The organism is Planococcus sp. VCh962, assembly GCF_057748275.1.
In genome coordinates this window covers 202,922-218,683 of sequence record NZ_JBYLHS010000004.1, presented here as the reverse complement: position 1 = coordinate 218,683, position 15,762 = coordinate 202,922, and the positions used below count along the sequence as shown (strand labels likewise).

General features: G+C 49.7%; 16 protein-coding genes. 10 read left to right on the top strand and 6 right to left on the bottom strand.

Translation table 11 applies throughout. The features are described from left to right. Nucleotides 1-3 precede the first annotated feature (3 nt). From AC3AQ9_RS13625 to AC3AQ9_RS13615, 3 genes are read left to right on the top strand one after another with little or no spacing between them, the layout of a single operon-like run. Nucleotides 4-675, top strand: coding sequence for a response regulator transcription factor (locus tag AC3AQ9_RS13625; RefSeq protein ID WP_488308044.1), 672 nt, complete (start codon nucleotides 4-6; stop codon nucleotides 673-675). Further along, complete coding sequence (locus AC3AQ9_RS13620) at nucleotides 672-2,063, top strand: sensor histidine kinase (protein ID WP_488308043.1); 1,392 nt, start codon at nucleotides 672-674, stop codon at nucleotides 2,061-2,063. Before AC3AQ9_RS13625 ends, AC3AQ9_RS13620 begins: the two co-directional genes overlap by 4 nt. A 20-nt stretch (nucleotides 2,064-2,083) precedes the next feature. Continuing rightward, complete coding sequence (locus tag AC3AQ9_RS13615; RefSeq protein WP_488308042.1) at nucleotides 2,084-2,473, top strand: hypothetical protein; 390 nt, start codon at nucleotides 2,084-2,086, stop codon at nucleotides 2,471-2,473. A gap of 60 nt (nucleotides 2,474-2,533) precedes the next feature. Here AC3AQ9_RS13615 and guaD read toward each other — a convergent pair whose 3' ends face one another. Then, nucleotides 2,534-3,883: a guanine deaminase gene (gene guaD / locus AC3AQ9_RS13610; RefSeq protein WP_488308041.1), complete on the bottom strand. Its 1,350-nt coding sequence runs from the start codon at nucleotides 3,881-3,883 to the stop codon at nucleotides 2,534-2,536. A gap of 189 nt (nucleotides 3,884-4,072) precedes the next feature. Between guaD and hutG the strand changes: the two genes are divergently transcribed. From hutG to AC3AQ9_RS13585, 5 genes are all read left to right on the top strand, one after another. Then, nucleotides 4,073-5,008 carry a formimidoylglutamase gene (gene hutG / locus AC3AQ9_RS13605; RefSeq protein WP_488308040.1) on the top strand — a complete coding sequence of 312 codons (936 nt, stop codon included), beginning with the start codon at nucleotides 4,073-4,075 and terminating at the stop codon, nucleotides 5,006-5,008. A 103-nt stretch (nucleotides 5,009-5,111) separates the two neighbouring features. Next, nucleotides 5,112-5,378, top strand: coding sequence for a hypothetical protein (locus tag AC3AQ9_RS13600; protein WP_488308039.1), 267 nt, complete (start codon nucleotides 5,112-5,114; stop codon nucleotides 5,376-5,378). A gap of 300 nt (nucleotides 5,379-5,678) precedes the next feature. Next, a complete protein-coding gene (locus AC3AQ9_RS13595; RefSeq protein ID WP_488308038.1) occupies nucleotides 5,679-5,837 on the top strand; it encodes a hypothetical protein in 159 nt (52 codons plus the stop codon). Between the two features lie 21 nt (nucleotides 5,838-5,858). Then, nucleotides 5,859-6,029, top strand: a complete 171-nt coding sequence (locus tag AC3AQ9_RS13590) for a hypothetical protein (RefSeq protein ID WP_488308037.1) — start codon at nucleotides 5,859-5,861, stop codon at nucleotides 6,027-6,029. Nucleotides 6,030-6,173: 144 nt separating this feature from the next. Further along, nucleotides 6,174-7,505, top strand: coding sequence for an FAD-containing oxidoreductase (locus AC3AQ9_RS13585; RefSeq protein WP_488308036.1), 1,332 nt, complete (start codon nucleotides 6,174-6,176; stop codon nucleotides 7,503-7,505). A 70-nt stretch (nucleotides 7,506-7,575) separates the two neighbouring features. Here AC3AQ9_RS13585 and AC3AQ9_RS13580 read toward each other — a convergent pair whose 3' ends face one another. From AC3AQ9_RS13580 to AC3AQ9_RS13560, 5 genes are read right to left on the bottom strand one after another with little or no spacing between them, the layout of a single operon-like run. Next, nucleotides 7,576-8,928 (bottom strand): purine-cytosine permease family protein, encoded by a 1,353-nt coding sequence (locus AC3AQ9_RS13580; protein ID WP_488308035.1) that lies wholly within the window; start codon nucleotides 8,926-8,928, stop codon nucleotides 7,576-7,578. A gap of 42 nt (nucleotides 8,929-8,970) precedes the next feature. Continuing rightward, complete coding sequence (locus AC3AQ9_RS13575) at nucleotides 8,971-9,300, bottom strand: cupin domain-containing protein (RefSeq protein WP_488308034.1); 330 nt, start codon at nucleotides 9,298-9,300, stop codon at nucleotides 8,971-8,973. Nucleotides 9,301-9,302: 2 nt separating this feature from the next. Further along, on the bottom strand, nucleotides 9,303-11,039 hold the full coding sequence (locus tag AC3AQ9_RS13570) for a hydantoinase B/oxoprolinase family protein (protein WP_488308033.1): 1,737 nt from the start codon (nucleotides 11,037-11,039) through the stop codon (nucleotides 9,303-9,305). A gap of 1 nt (nucleotide 11,040) precedes the next feature. Further along, nucleotides 11,041-13,086 carry a hydantoinase/oxoprolinase family protein gene (locus AC3AQ9_RS13565; RefSeq protein WP_488308066.1) on the bottom strand — a complete coding sequence of 682 codons (2,046 nt, stop codon included), beginning with the start codon at nucleotides 13,084-13,086 and terminating at the stop codon, nucleotides 11,041-11,043. 26 nt (nucleotides 13,087-13,112) lie between these two features. Further along, nucleotides 13,113-13,655, bottom strand: coding sequence for a helix-turn-helix domain-containing protein (locus AC3AQ9_RS13560; protein WP_488308032.1), 543 nt, complete (start codon nucleotides 13,653-13,655; stop codon nucleotides 13,113-13,115). A 302-nt stretch (nucleotides 13,656-13,957) separates the two neighbouring features. Here AC3AQ9_RS13560 and AC3AQ9_RS13555 point away from each other — a divergent pair, with 302 nt between their 5' ends. Both AC3AQ9_RS13555 and AC3AQ9_RS13550 read left to right on the top strand, forming a co-directional pair. Continuing rightward, a complete protein-coding gene (locus AC3AQ9_RS13555; protein ID WP_488308031.1) occupies nucleotides 13,958-14,833 on the top strand; it encodes a CPBP family intramembrane glutamic endopeptidase in 876 nt (291 codons plus the stop codon). Nucleotides 14,834-14,914: 81 nt separating this feature from the next. Beyond that, the gene (locus AC3AQ9_RS13550; protein ID WP_488308030.1) at nucleotides 14,915-15,754 is read left to right on the top strand and encodes a CPBP family intramembrane glutamic endopeptidase; all 840 of its coding nucleotides are present in this window, start codon (nucleotides 14,915-14,917) and stop codon (nucleotides 15,752-15,754) included. Nucleotides 15,755-15,762: the final 8 nt, after the last annotated feature.

The following is a 15,762-nucleotide window of genomic DNA, read 5'->3' as shown; positions in this document are numbered from 1 at the left end:
CACATGAAAATACTTGTCGTGGACGACGATCTTTATATCCAGCAGCTGGTGGCCATCCATCTTGGACGGGAAGGCTATACGGTGTTCAAGGCCAGTGATGCGGAACAGGCGCTGATGCTGCTTGAAGAAGAAACCGTTGACCTGGCGATTGTCGATGTCATGATGCCCGGCATGAACGGCTTTGAACTGACCCGCATCCTGACGCAGGACCTCGACGTTCCGGTCATTCTGCTGACGGCGAAAGGCCAGCTGGAAGACAAGGAAAAAGGCTTTTTGTCGGGGACGGAAGATTATATGGTCAAGCCGTTCGAGCCGAAGGAATTGCTGTACCGCGTGGCGGTGGTGCTGCGGCGTTCCGAGCGCTCGCTCCAGGAACTCCTGCACGCCGGCAACCTGACGATCAACCGCCGGAATTTCGAAGTGGCGATCAACAATGAAACCTTGATCTTGCCGCTGAAGGAGTTCGAACTGCTGTCGCTGTTGGTGTCGCGGGCGAATATGGCGACTCCCCGCCTCTTATTGATGGAACACGTCTGGGGCGAAGACAGTGAAAACAGTGAAATGACGCTGAATACCCATATCAACCGCATCCGCGACCGCTTGAAACGCTCCGGCGCGAACGTTGAAATCCATACGCTGCGCGGCATCGGTTATAAACTTGAGGCGCCTAAATGAAAACTTTGTACCGGCAGTTTATCGTTGCCACGCTGTTCATTTTAGCGCTTTCCATTTTAATCGGCTTTACGCTGGCCAATGTGTTTTATTTGACCGTCACGAAAGAAGAAACCATTAAACAAAATATCGGCATCGCTGAGGAAATCACTGCGACGCTGAATATGGTCCCCCATTCCGACAATAACTTCGACCATTACCTGGAAGCGGTCGCCAATCTTGGCTACCAGATTGCGGTGGTCGACAGCGATGGCAGGAAACGTTTTTACGGCGAAGCATTTGAAGACACCACGCTGCCTGAAGAAGCGCGGCGTGCCATAAGTGACGGCGAACAGTATACCGGCCTCGATGATTTGTCGAACCAGATTTTCATGATCGCCCATTTCACCAACAAGCTCCATAATACGGTCGGTGTGCCGTTCACTTATGACGATGAGCGTTATGGGCTGTTCATCCGGCCGGATACCGAGCTGCTCGCGACGGATATCCATTCGGTATTGATCGGCTTTGTCGGGGCGATCGGTGTTGTCAGCATTCTCGGCATGGTATGGATGGCCCGCCAGCTGACGCGCCCGATTGTCCAGCTGACCGAAGCGACAAAATTTATCGCCCGTGAAAACTACAGCTATCCGCTCGAAATCCGGCGCAATGATGAAATCGGCCAGCTGTCGGAAAGCTTCAACTTGATGCAGATCCAGCTGCAGCACAACGACTTGGCGCGGAAATCGTTCATCAGCAACGTGTCGCATGATTTCCAGTCGCCGCTGATGAACATCCAGGGCTACGCCGACCTGTTGAAATCGCCGGATTTGCCGGACAGCGATCGCCTCGCCTATACGTCGATCATCGACCAGGAAGCGAAGCGGCTGTCGAGTCTAACGCGGCAATTGCTGCTGCTGACGTCGCTCGATCAAGGCGCGTACCCGATGAAAACGGCTGAGTTCCGGCTCGATGAAAGCTTGAAAAGCGTCGTCCGGAAATACCGCTGGCGGCTGGAAGAAGAAGACATCGACATTTCCTATAAGCTGTCGCCGGTCATTTTCCGCGGCGACCCCGAGCTGCTCGAAAATGTCTGGGATAACCTGCTGACCAACGCCATCAAGTATAATAAACCTGGCGGCAGCATTGAAATCGGTTTGAGTGTTGCCGGTACTGCGGTAACAGTGACATTCAAAGACAGCGGCATCGGCATCGCGGAAGGTACCATCCCGCAATTATTCGACCGCTTTTACCGGGTCGATGCCGCCCGCAAAACAGACGGCACCGGACTTGGCCTGTCCATCGTCCAGCAGATCGTCTCGCTGCACCAAGGAGAAATCCGGGTCGATAGCCAAGTCGGCACAGGAAGCGAATTCACCATCACCTTCCCGGTGCCGGAAGCAATACGATAAGAAATTGGAGGATTTATTTAATGGAAAAAGTTTGGAGTTTGCGTTTGATTCAATTCTCGGCCATTTTTGGCTTTATCGGCACGTTCCTCGGCTCTCAAATGGCCGGGGAAATGGACTATTCCCTGCGCCCGGTCCACGCCCATGTACTGGTCGTCGGCTGGCTGTCGGTTTTTGCCTGGGGCATCTTTTACCGGGTTTATACCATCAAGTATAAAAAACTGGTGGCGATCCACAGTGTGCTCGCCATGCTTGGCACTTTCGGCTTGACGGCCGGCATGTGGATTTACAACTTGAATCCGTTCAACTGGAACGATACTTTGGTGACGATTTTATTCATCGCCGGCGGTTCTTTATTGCTGTTCGCGTTCCTGTTGTTTGCGGTGATTACGTTCTTGACGGAGAAAGAATAGACAATTATAGAAGAACCCTTCCACGCGTTAAATGCCTGGAAGGGTTCTTTTGTAGTTTAATTACTTTATTTGTTGTCCGTGGACGAAGACCGACACAATGTTCCGGCGCTGCGTCAAATACAGCAGCTTTTCGAAAATGTCATTCAGTGAATCCATCTCTTCGAAAATCGGCATTGAGGCATCTGCTATCGTTGTGTCGACGATTTGCGCATCAAAGGCGTAATTTTCCGCCAGCCGGCCGATGGGAAGGCTGACGCTTTCGCCGCCCCCCGCTGTCGCGAAATAAAACGCTTCTTTGACGGTAATGCGGGAATGGGAGCGGCCACGGGATGCCGCATCTTTTTGCGGGTCGACACCGTCTTCCAGCATGCGGGAAGACATGACCGCTTGCCGGATCGCTGAATAGATGCTCGGATCAAAGCCGCCGGACAGATCGGTGCCAAGCCCGACTTCCACGCCCATGTCCGAGAAATGCTTGATCGGGATGACGCTATTGGCAAAATAAGCATTGGACACCGGACAATGGGCAATCGCTGTTCCTTGTTGCTGATAAGTTTTGGCATCTTCATCGCTCAGGAAATTGGAATGCGCCATGACCGCTTTGCCGGTCAACAAGCCGAAACCTTTCAGGACTTGGGCATCGTTTATGCCGAAGCGTTCTTTTACATGGCCGTGGGCCCAGTCGCTTTCGCTGCAATGTGAAGTGATGTGCACATCATGTTCGGCGGCGATTTTCCCGAGGCCTTCCAGCACGCTGTCCGTGCAGCTCGGCACAAAACGCGGCGTCACTACCGGATAGACGCCTTGCTTGGTCCCGGCGTTCAATTCCTTCACCCGTTGAATGAAACGCTCCGTGCTTGCCAGCGCCTCTTCGGCACTGGCATCGCGGTAATAGTCCGGGTTTTGCTCGGAGTCATCCATCACCACTTTCCCGATTAGTCCGCGCTGCCCTTTCTCTGCGCAGATCTGCGCCAGGATATAGCTCGCTTCTTCGTGGATCGTCGCGAAGTAAAGAGCGGTTGTCGTGCCGCTTGCAAGCAAGGTATCCACCAAATGACTATAGGTTTTGTGCGCGAAAGTTGTGTCCGAAAATTTCGCTTCCAATGGGAAGGTATGGGCATTGAGCCATTCATACAGCGGCAAGTCGAGTGCCGTTCCGCTCTGCGCCCATTGCGGTGCATGGATATGGAGATCGATAAAGCCCGGCAGCAAGTATTGCCCTTCTTTGAGCTCCACCAGCGTCTCTTTAATTCGTGCTTGCTGCAGCACCTCTTCATATTCCTCATCTTTTGGAGAAATGCGCTGGGCAATAAAGCCGTCTTCGTTTATGCAGAAAAGATGGTCTTCCAATATTTCGATTTCCTGTCGGCTGACGCTTGAAAAGCCGGTGCCTTTAATTACTTTAGCCATGATGTCCGATGCCTCCACGTTCGTTTTTTTACACTCAATGCCTTATTATAGAAAGAATCCGTAAAGCGGGTCAAACCCCTTTTTATTGATTTTCCGCTTTTAATTGACATGTTCTTGTGCATTCAGCGCAAAAATTCATTACAATAAGCTTAACGGAAATTTTTATTCATTGATTCGGAGGCGTTGGGTTTGTATAAATTACCGAAAAAGCATTTTTGGCACGGCCGCATTGACAGTCGGACAGACCGGGCCAGTTTCCGCTTTCACCAGAGCGTTGAATTCCTATGCAGCGATGAAGTGCCGGAACGTTCTTTTTCCATCATCGGCTTTGAATGCGATGAAGGAGCTAGGCGCAGCGGCGGGCAAACGGGAGCCGCAGAAGCACCGGACCAGATCCGCAGCCATCTAGCGGACCTTCCCAACCACTTAGGCGGCCGGCAGCTTGTCGATGCCGGCACGGTGATGCAAAAAGGCGGCGATATGGAAAAAGCCCAGAGAGAACTGGGTGAACACATCAGCAATTTGCTTGGCCGCTCCGCAACGCCCATCATTTTAGGCGGCGGGCATGAAACAGCGTACGGCCATTATTGGGGCGCCCGGCGCTTTCTCGGCCCGGATGCGAAAATCGGCATCATCAGCATTGATGCGTATTTCGATCTGCAGGATGCGGAACGCCCGGATTCCCGCACAGTATTCAAACAGATTTTAGAAACCGACAGCAATGCCGGCTATCTCGTCCTTGGCATCCAGCCGCTTGGCAACACGCGGGCGATTTTCAACAAAGCGGAACAGCTCGGCGCACAGTTCGTCCTTGCCGAAGATTTGGCACTGCGCGATTTACAAAGCACGCAGAACGTCATTGATGCGTTCTGTAAAAATTATGACCATGTACTCGTCACTTTTTGCATGGAATCGCTATCGTCCTTTTATGCGCCGAGCATTATCGACGCTTCCCCGTTCGGGCTCGAACCGGTCGTCGTGCGCCAACTATTGTGGCATATTGTCGCCAACAAAAAAGTGCAGAGTTTTGATATTTCCGAAGTCAATCCGACAATTGATGACAACGGCAAAACAACGAAGCTTGCTGCTTATTTGGTCGCCGAAGTCATGGCTGCATTTCATTGATTAGAGGTTAAAAAGCGCTTGGATTTCCAAGCGTTTTTTTGTTTGGCTGGGTGACGTAACTTATCTCCTGCCCTTTCCGTCTACGCTATAAGGAGGTTGGAGTATGAGAATATCAGCGATGTGGCTGGTTTTATTATTCATCATGGGTGGCTGTACAAATGCGGAACCGCAGATTACGGAACAACAAGCGATCGAAACCGTCATTGAGTTCCACAGCCATCAGATCGGCAAAGTGGAAATCCAGGAGGTCACGCATGCCAACAATCAATACTTCATCGAGTGGACGAATGAAGAGAATTGCGAAAGCGGCAAAGCATGGGTCGATGATCAAACCGGTGAAATTGAGAAAGGCGAACAGACGATTTGCTAGTTTTTAAAAATTCTATGCACATCATGCCTTTAACAGCTAAAGCGATAGGATCTGACAACGCTTCTGGCGTTTCTAGCCAAAGCGTTTTTTCTTTCGATGAAATACGCCCAGTCATGGTTAAAATGCGCTCCATTAAAGAGGAAATACGCTCCGTAACAGCAAAAATACGCTCTGTAAGTACAAAAATACGCTTCTGCGCCGTTAATTTTTTCAAATGACCGTCAGCAAACAGAGAAAACTTCTAGATATTGCGAAACTCTTTGCCTTCTATTCCGTATTATGGAAAAAGGAGGTCTGTGTATGTCTGGTGATCTATTTATGCTGCTGCCTATCATTTCTATATTCTTCTATCTCGTTATGATTGCAGTCATTTTATATGTTGTCTTCACTTTTCTGAAATTAGGCAAAGAGCGGAATGCTTATTTGAAGCAAATTGCGGAAGAACTGCAGCGCCGCTAGTTCTCTTAAAGGAGCGATTAAATGGAAATCGGTATGTTTGCGTTGATTGCTGTTCTGGGTCTCGGTTTTCTCGTACTGGTCGGCTTCGACATCCACTCGAAAGCAAAACTCAATTTGGCAAAAATCCAGCTGGAGCGCGACAAGATTGCACTGGAACAGAAAAAGCTGGAGCTTGGCGAGAAGAATGCTTGATCTTCAAGTACATACGAACACAGAAAAACACTTGGATGTCCGTCCAAGTGTTTTTGTTTCGTTTAAGCGATACCCTTTAGGGAAGATAAGAAAGTGAGGCAATTTATATAAGTTCTTAATTGAAATAAAGAAAGGTGAAGATTTATGCAAACTTTTGATGCGATCATTATCGGCTTCGGGAAAGCTGGCAAGACATTGGCCAGCGAACTGGCCGCTAAAGATTGGAAAGTCGCGCTGGTCGAGAAAGACCCGGAAATGTACGGCGGCACGTGCATCAACATCGCCTGCATCCCGACAAAAATCCTCGTCCATGACGGCTTGAATGAAGTTCCATATACCAATGCCATCGAACGGAAAAATGAAGTGGTGGAAAAGCTGCGAGCCAAGAACCACAAAAGCTTAGCGGACAATGAAAATGTCAAGATTTACACGGCCGCTGCGAAATTCCTTTCTGATAAAGAAGTGGAAATCACGGGCGACGGGCTTCAGGAAGTGCTCACTGCTGAACACATCTTCATTAACACAGGCGCCACCAGCAACATCCCGCCAATCAAAGGCGACATCAAATCGGACAAAGTCTATACCAGCACCACGCTGATCGAACGGAAACAGCTGCCGGAAAAACTGGCGATTGTCGGTGCCGGTTATATCGGGCTCGAGTTTGCGTCGATGTACGCTAATTTCGGTGCGGAAGTCACGGTCATCACGCCGGAAGACGACCTGCTGCCGCATGAAGACCGGGAAATCGTTGCCGAGATTCAAAAAGAGATGGAAGCGCAAGGCATCCGTTTTGTGTTCGGCTCCCACGCCGAAGAAATCACGGAGCAAAACAGCGACTCCGTAAAAGTCACTTTATCGGACGGTGACAACTTAACCGTTAACGCTGTATTATTGGCGACCGGCCGGAAACCGAATGTTGACGGGCTTGGCCTTGAAAACACTACGGTGAAACTGACCGATAAAGGCGACATTGAAGTGAATGAGCATCTCCAAACAACCGCTGAAAATATCTGGGCCATGGGTGACGTCAAAGGCGGCATGCAGTTTACCTATATTTCCTTGGACGATTCGCGCATTGTCACCGATTCCCTGTTTGGCGGCGGCTACCGCTCACTGGAGAGCCGGAAAAATATCCCCTACTCCGTCTTTATCGACCCGCCGCTGTCACGAATCGGCCTGACAGCCAAAGAAGCGGAAGAACAAGGCTTTGATGTCATGGAAGGCGCGCTGCCGATCAAAGCGCATCCACGGGCGCATGTCATCAATGATTTGCGCGGCTTGTTCAAAGTGGTGATCGATCAAAAAACCGACCGCATTTTGGGTGCCAGCTTATTCGGACCGGAATCCCCGGAATTGATTAACCTTTTAAAACTGGCGATGGATCTGGATGCGCCTTATACCTTCCTGCGCGACCAAATCTACAATCATCCCGTGATGAGTGAATCGTTTAATACGCTTTTTGATATCAAACAATAAACTAAAAACAAAACCCCCGCTTGCGGCAGAACTGACTGCGCGCAAGCGGGGGTTCATTTCTCTCCATTATTTATCGGACTGTTTCCGTCTCGATGCTGTCTCTCACTTTGCCATCAACCATGACCGCTGTGAAATGGTCCGGCTTGACGGCTGCTTTGATTTTCATCGCTGCATAGTAAACGGCCATGGAAGCAAGCAGTGACTGGACTGCTGGAAGCCCGAACGTATTGACGTATTGCGAGTAATAGCCAACCAGCACGCCGGCAACGACTGCGATTGTCGCCATCCAGTTCCAGCCTTCATTATCTTCCCATTGCTGCTTGCGGATAAAGAAGAAATCAGCCATCATGACGCCGGCAATTGCCGGGTAAATCAAGGCAGTCATGTACAGGAAGTCCATGAAATAATCCAGGATTCCGGCAAGCGCAATGACGATGGCAATCAATGTTCCGATCAGCGTCAAAATCGCACGTCCCTTATTCGAAGCGACATTGAACATATTCGCCATGGCCAGACCCATGCTGTAATTGTTGACAAGCTGGCTTGTCCAAGTAGCGAACCAAAGGATCAAGAAGCCCCAGACCGGGAAGCCAAGTCCCATCATGACATTGACGATATCTGCGTCACCGACGCCGACCGACATGACAGCACCCACATAGAACAATGGAAAACCGACGCCGATGATGCCAAGCGGGATCAATACCGTATCTTTCATTTTCGGCTTTGCGTAGCGGGTATAGTCAGAAGCGATCACCCATTGGGAAACGTTGACCCCGATGATCAAAGAGATGGCTGCAAAAATCGTCATGCTCGGTTCCGGCTGCCATTCCATGATGGCCTCAAAGCCGGTATTGCGGAACGCCAGGACAATTCCTCCGATGACCAGCAAAAGACCGGCCGGCACGGCAATATAATCGGTCCACTTCATCGAACCGTAGCCGATGATGGACGGAATCGCAAACAACAATCCGATGACAACGGTGATAATGGCCCAAGTGCCGTAATTCGTTTCATAATCGATGCCAAGCATCGCTGAAATGGCATTTCCAGCTACTGCCGTCTGTAAGGCCCACCAGCCAAGCGATACGATGAAAATAGTCAGCCCTACAATGAGCCGGGCCTGGATGGCACCAAAGCTGGCTCTGGTGATGACGGAAGAAGAACGGCCTGTCTTAGCACCGATAAAGCCCGCTACTGCGTTGCCGAGCCATTGGAACACAAAAAGTGCAACGAGCAAGATCCAGAAAATCTGTGACATGCCGAATGATCCGGCAAGCGTCGCTCCTACCATCAATACGGGAATCGAGAATTCCAATCCCCCGAAAATCATCGTTGGCGTAATCCAATGCTGCCGTTTATCTGCTGGAACCGCGTCTAACGCGCCATCTTCCATCATTGAATGTGATTGATCCTGCTTCGTCATTTCCCCCAACTCCTCTTCACTCTTTTTTCTCTATCCGTACTATTAACCAACCATCACAAATACAAGTTCACATGCTTCGTCGCCGTCGTTCACGGCAATATGTTCTTCGCCTTTTGGAATGAACGTCGCTTGCCCGGCAGATACGCGGTATTTTTGGCCGTCTATCTCCGTAACCAGTGAACCTTTGACGATTACGGAATATTCGTTTTCAGCGTGTTTCGATACACCGGTCAATGGCACTGTTTCACCAGGATAAATGATGACATGCCCTACTTTCACTGCTGCGTCCGCTTGCTGTTCTTCAAAAATTGTATGCATTGAATAAGATTCATTGCCTTCTTGCACCAGGTCCTTGATGTTCAAAATATCCATTGTTAAACCCCTCTCCCAGTTAAACCATCCACTTCAAACGTTTCGGCGTTGACGATAACGCCAAACACTTCTTTTGCCTGTTCGATGGTGATGTATTCGTTTTTGACGTCTTTCGCTACTTGCTGCGCCGGACGCTTTAACGGATCTCCGTAACCGCCGCCTGTAGCAGTCATGAGTCTCACAACATCCCCTGTATTGAGCGGGTAGCGAGGATAGATTCCGAATGGCCCGTCCGTTTCGCCATTTGCCTTTTCAATGGTGAATTCGTTCGGTGATCCTTGTTCGCCGCCATTCAAGCCCCAAGGCAAATATTGATTGCGACCAAAAGTAGCCGAGACGAATTGCTTGTCGGTCATGGCCCGGTACGTGCGAGTAACTCCGGCACCGCCGATGAATTCACCGGCACCCGCTCCGTCTGTCCGCAGGCTGTATTCGTCAATCATGACACCGTAACGCGTTTCCGCCACTTCGACTGGCACATTATACGTTTCACCATCGCCGATGCAGAACTGGCCGCGTGCCCCGTCCTGCCCTTGCGCTGCTCCCCAGCCGCCTGCAGATGGCTCGACGATCAGGAACGGCTCATCTGTTACGTGATGCTGCCCCGATAAAGTTACTGCACAAACCGATAGCAATTGTCCGGCAGACAAACGCTCCGGAAGAGACGGCGCAAGCGCCTGCCATACTAAGTCGGCGCCTCCCTGCATACTTTCCCAATAAATCGAAACCGGTGCAGGTCGTTCAGCCGCTAAGATCGATTTCGGATCTGTAATGATTTCAAGCGGGCGGAACACACCGTCGTTGACGTCTTGGGACGGATTGGTTGCCGCCAGGAAAATCGTCCGCACTGCGGATACCAGCCCGGTATAAGTGCAGTTGACCGGTCCCGGCACTTGCGGGTGGCTGCCGCGGAAATCGCAGATGAATTTGTCATCGGTGATTGTCACTTTTACTTTGATCGGGAATGGCCCATTGCCGAAGCCGTCATCGTCGACAAAATCTTCCGCATAGAATTCGCCTTTCGGCAATTTCGCCAATTCCTTGCGCGCCAATTGCTCGCCGTGGTCCAAATGATGGTCAATTGATGCCTGGACAACATCCGCACCGTTCTTTTTGCACAATTCCTTGACGCGTTTTTCGCCCGTGCGCAGCGCAGCCACTTGCGCCCATAAGTCGCCGATCGATAAATCCGGGAAGCGGATATTCACTTTGATGATATCGAGGACGGATTGGTTCAATTTGCCTTCATCGAATAATTTAACGCATGGGAACTGCAGGCCTTCCTGGTAGATTTCCGTCGCGTCGTTGCTGAACGATCCCGGGTCTTTTCCGCCGACATCTGTCCAATGCGCTTTGTTCGCGGAAAAGGCAATGATTTTCCCTTCATGGAAGATTGGCATAACCAGGCCGACATCGGATAAATGCGAACCGCCGCCGACATATGAGTCGTTGATAATGATGATGTCGCCTTCTTTCAAGCCCTCTTCCCCGAATTTGTTCAAGGTTTCTTTGACCATGAACGTCAGCATCCCGATAAACCCGGTGACGCCGTTTCCTTGCGTCAATAGCTGCCCTTTGGCATCCGTCAAACCGCTCGCGTAATCGAGCACTTCATAGATGATCGGGCTCATCGATGTCCGCGCAAGTGCATGGAACATCTCATCTCCAATGGCAATCAAGGAATCTTTGACAATTTCAATTGTGAACGGATCTACTTTCACTGGGCGTGTCATTGTCATGTTATTGCACCTCCGTCTCGATAATCAGGTTTCCATAAACATCAACTGCTAAAGTCTGGCCGGCATAGAACACGGTGGTTGCCGTTGGCTCTTCAACGATTGCAGGACCTTGAATGGCCATGCCCGGTGCAAGCAAGTCGCGGTGGTAAACCTTGGTCGCTACCCAGCCGTCGTTTTCATAAAACACATTGCGTGTTTCTTTTAGAGCTGTTTTAAGATCCGTGCTGCCGGCTTCAAGTTTCTGCAATTCCGGCTTTTGCACGGAACCGAAAGCCGTCAAATGCAAGTTGACGATTTCCGTCTGCGCTTCCTCCAATTTGAAGGTATAGCTTTGTTCATGCATTTCGTGGAACAAGCTGATGGTCTGCGCTACCGTTTCCGCCGTAATCTCTCCGTTTGGCAGCGGCACTTTCACGGTGTGCTCTTGGCCGGAATAGCGCATATCGACAAAGCGGTTAAAGACGATGTCTTCTTCGCTGACATGTTCTTCGGCATATTGCTGGCGTGCCTGAGTTTCAAGTTTGTTCCATTCATTGTTCAACTCGGCCAGGCTGACGTCTTGCAAGCGGTTGATGTAAGTCTGGATATAGTCGTGGCGCAAATCCGTCATCAGCATGCCCCAAGCGGAGAATACCGATGAAGCAATCGGCACAACGACTTTCTTGACGCCGAGTTCACGGGCCAGTGCCGGTGCATGCATCGAGCCGCCGCCGCCGAAAGCCACTAATGTAAAGTCGCGCGGGTCATGTCCTTTACGGACTGAAATGAGCTTCAAAGCATTCAGCATATTGGCATTGGCGATGCGGATGATGCCGAGTGCCGCTTCTTCCGGTTCCAAGTCGTAGACTTTTCCTACTTTGTCGTGGATGGCTTGTTTGACGGAATCTAAATCGACTTGGTAATCGAAATTTTCCGGTGACAAACGCCCGGTCAGCAAATTGGCGTCAGTCGTGGTCGGTTCAGTGCCGCCTTGTCCATAGGCGACCGGACCCGGTACAGCTCCTGCCGATTGCGGCCCTACTTTCAGCGATCCGCCTTCGTCGATCCAGGCGATCGAGCCGCCGCCGTTCCCGATTTCCACGATGTCCACAACTGGTGATTTGATTGGGTAACCGGCATTGAGATCGTCTTTTTCAATGTAATAATCGGTCGACACTTTCACTTCACCGTTTGAAATGAGTGAACATTTTGCAGTCGTTCCGCCGATATCGAATGCGATGACGTTTTTCTCCCCGATGATTTCTCCGAGATACGCCGCACCGTAAATGCCTGCGACCGGTCCGGATTCCACCATATTGATCGGCGTCTTTTTCGCTTGTTCGAATGTTGTGGTGCCGCCGTTTGACTGCATGATGTAATTGAAGCTGTCCGCTTCGTTTTCAACGAGTTTGGCATTCAGCCGGTTGATGTATTTGGAAGCGATCGGTTTGACGTATGAATTCAGCACCGCTGTGTTCGTGCGTTCGTATTCGCGCCATTCCTTCGTCACTTCGTGCGAAGCCGTAACCGATACTTCCGGCCATAATTCCTGGATCAGTTCAATCGTTTGCTGTTCATGCAACGGGTTTTTAAAGGCATGCAAATAAGAAACTGCGAGTGCTTCAACGCCTTCTTTTTTAAAGTAGGCAATCAATTCTTTGACTTGCTCTTTGTTGAGCGGTGTGACGACTTCGCCTTTTTGGTTGAGCCGTTCTTCCACTTCCTGGCGCAAATAGCGTTCCACGAAAGGAACCGGTTTTTTATAACGGACATTGAACAAATCCGGCCGGTTGCCGCGGGCGATTTCCAGCACATCACGGAATCCTTTTGTGGTGATCAAGCCTGTCTTTACGCCTTTTCGTTCCGTTAATGCATTGATGATGACAGTCGTCCCGTGAATAAAGGTTTCAATCGCCTGCTGGTCGATTCCGCTTTTTTCTATCACATCAATTACGCCTTGTTCAAAATTAGGCGGAGTTGTATGGCTTTTGGCCACTCCCACTTTGCCGTTTTCATCCACGTATACTAAATCTGTAAATGTTCCCCCGATATCAGTAGCCACTCTCATCAACGATCAGCCCTCTTTCTTTTGAATTAAAATATCACTGGCGTCAAAACACATAAAATTACGGTTTCCTCATTCAACGGATTTTCCCATGCATGAGGCACATCTGATGGATAATGGATCGAATCGCCTTCCCTGACAAAATACTCCTTGCCGTCCACTTTAAACAGCGCCGCACCTTTCAGCACGTAGTAAAATTCTTCACCCGGATGGCTCGACGTCTGAATTTGCTCTTGTTTCGGCGCCAATGTCACCATCAGCGGCTCCAGCATACGTCCGCCGAATTCCCCGTTCAGACGCGTATAAGTTGTCGGTGCACCTTCCAGCCGGAACGGTTTGCGTTCAGTCGATGGCACCATATAATTGTGGCTGGTGTCGGTATCAAAGAAATACGTAATCGGCACCGCAAAAGCATCCGCGATTTTTTTCAAAGATGTGATGGCAAGAGACGAAGAACCTCTTTCAATTTGTGACAGAAAGCTGACGGACAGCTCCGTTTTCTCGCTTAAATCTTTCAACGTAAACCCCTGTTCAATGCGCAAGTTCTTGATTTTCTGATAGATCCCATCCATTTCGATACCTACTCTCTTAAAAAATACAGTGTGACAGTAACAATTATAGTTTGCTCAAACTTTTTACCATGATAGCATAATCATTTTCGAATTGGTAGAATATTTATTAAATTTTTATTAATTATTTTTTTATACTTAATTTTGCAGTATTTCAGCTTTTGCTGCTTAAGCTTTTAGACACGCAAAATTTTTAAAAAGCAAATTCCGCCGGTCTTATTTTCTGTCCACAGCGGGTAAGGTATAAGTAACGAACGATTATTGCTGCCCTTTCCGCGTGATTACCCAAGAGGCGGTGCACAACGATGTTTGAAGAAATGAGGACCCGTGAATTATTTAACTGGATGTTCTGCGGGATGATTCTTTCTGCTTTGGTGCTGGTGCAGTTTTCTTCGAATGTTTTACTGCTGGATGTGGGCATGCAGCTGACGTTCTATGTCATCGTGCCCGTTTTGTATTTCGGTTCTCAGTTCAGAAAGCAAAAGGTTCCGGTAACGAATGTGGTGTTTTTGAAAGGAACCCCTCCCTGGATTTTGCCGGTTATCGGACTGGTGTTTTTGTCGACGTTTTTCTCCCTTGGGATGCTGTGGCTGCAATTGCGGATGCTGGTGCCGATTGCACCCCGGATGGTCGAACATATCCTGAAGCCGGCTCCATTTCCCGACAATGCAGCTTACTTAATCACGATTTCTTTTATTGTGTCGGTCATCGGTCCGATTGCCGAAGAGTTCATGTTCCGTGGTTTGCTGTTGAAGCGCTTGATCCTCAAGACCTCTATGTGGGAAGGCATATGGCTGTCGAGCCTGCTATTCGGGATGCTGCATATGGATTTTTTCGGGGCATTTTTGTTCGGCGTGACGGCCTCTATTCTGTATCTTTTGACGAACAATCTGCTGATCCCGATTTTGCTCCATATCTTCCATAACTCCCTGGTAGTCGGCATGATGTTCGTCAGTCCAAGCTGGCCACGATGGCTGAAGCTGATGGAAAGTGCGGACATTTATGCCAAGGCTGTACCGAATGCGATAGCCTTAATGGTGAGCGGCACTTTGTTCCTCGCCGTTATCCTGCGGCTGGCCCAGATTTTGAACAAGAAAAAAGAAGATGAACGATACCAGGCTGCCCTTAAAAGAAAAGCCGAGGCTATGCTGAATGAAACCGATAATCCCGAAACGCAGTAAAAGCGTTCCGGGATTTAATTTTCCCTTCCATAATGCGAACGACCTGCTATACTGGATTTATTCTACATAAGGGGTGTACGAATGTTTCAGAAGATGAAGTTTCGTTATATTGTCGGGATTATGCTTACCGTTTATCTTTCTCTGGTTTACGCCACGACCGTTTTTCCGATGAGTGAAGAGTTGGAAGCGATTTTGCTGTCGGTTGCCGTTTACGGCATTGTTCCATTCTGGTTCTTCACTTATCAGTTCCATTTGCAAAAGGTATCGGTTTCCAAGTTTGTTTTTACAGACGGCATCGAGCGCTGGCTTGCTTCCGTGATCGGCCTGATTGTGCTGTCGATCGCTTTTACGCTAGGCTTGTTCTGGCTTCAGCTCTACGTCTTCCTGCCGATTTCATCGGACTGGGCCGCTTATCTGCTTGAACCGATCGCTTTGCCGGAAGATCCAATCTACCTGGCCATCACCCTTTGCCTCCTGATCCTCCTCGAGCCGGTCGCTGAAGAATTTATTTTCCGCGGCGTGCTGCTGAGCCGGATGGCAATGAAAACATCCAGATGGGGCGGCATCCTGATTTCGAGTTTGCTGTTTGGGCTGGCGCATGATGACATCATCGGCTCTTTCCTGTTCGGGATCATCGCTGCAGTATTGTATGTGAAGACCCGCAATTTGCTTGCGCCGATTCTCCTGCATGTCTTTTACAATGCGTTCTTTGCCTTGACAATGGCGTATGCCCCGGCATGGCCGGAAGCAATCCGCATCCAGCAAGCGGCTGACATTGCCGAAAAAGCCATGCCGAATGCCATCGTTCTCGTGGTCAGTACGCTGCTATTGGGGCTTTTCGCTTTTTGGCTGGCAAAAGAAGAAGTATGGAAAAAGAACCGCAGCGTGATGTTTATGAATAAAAAAAGCCAAAGCCGTTAAATGCAAAG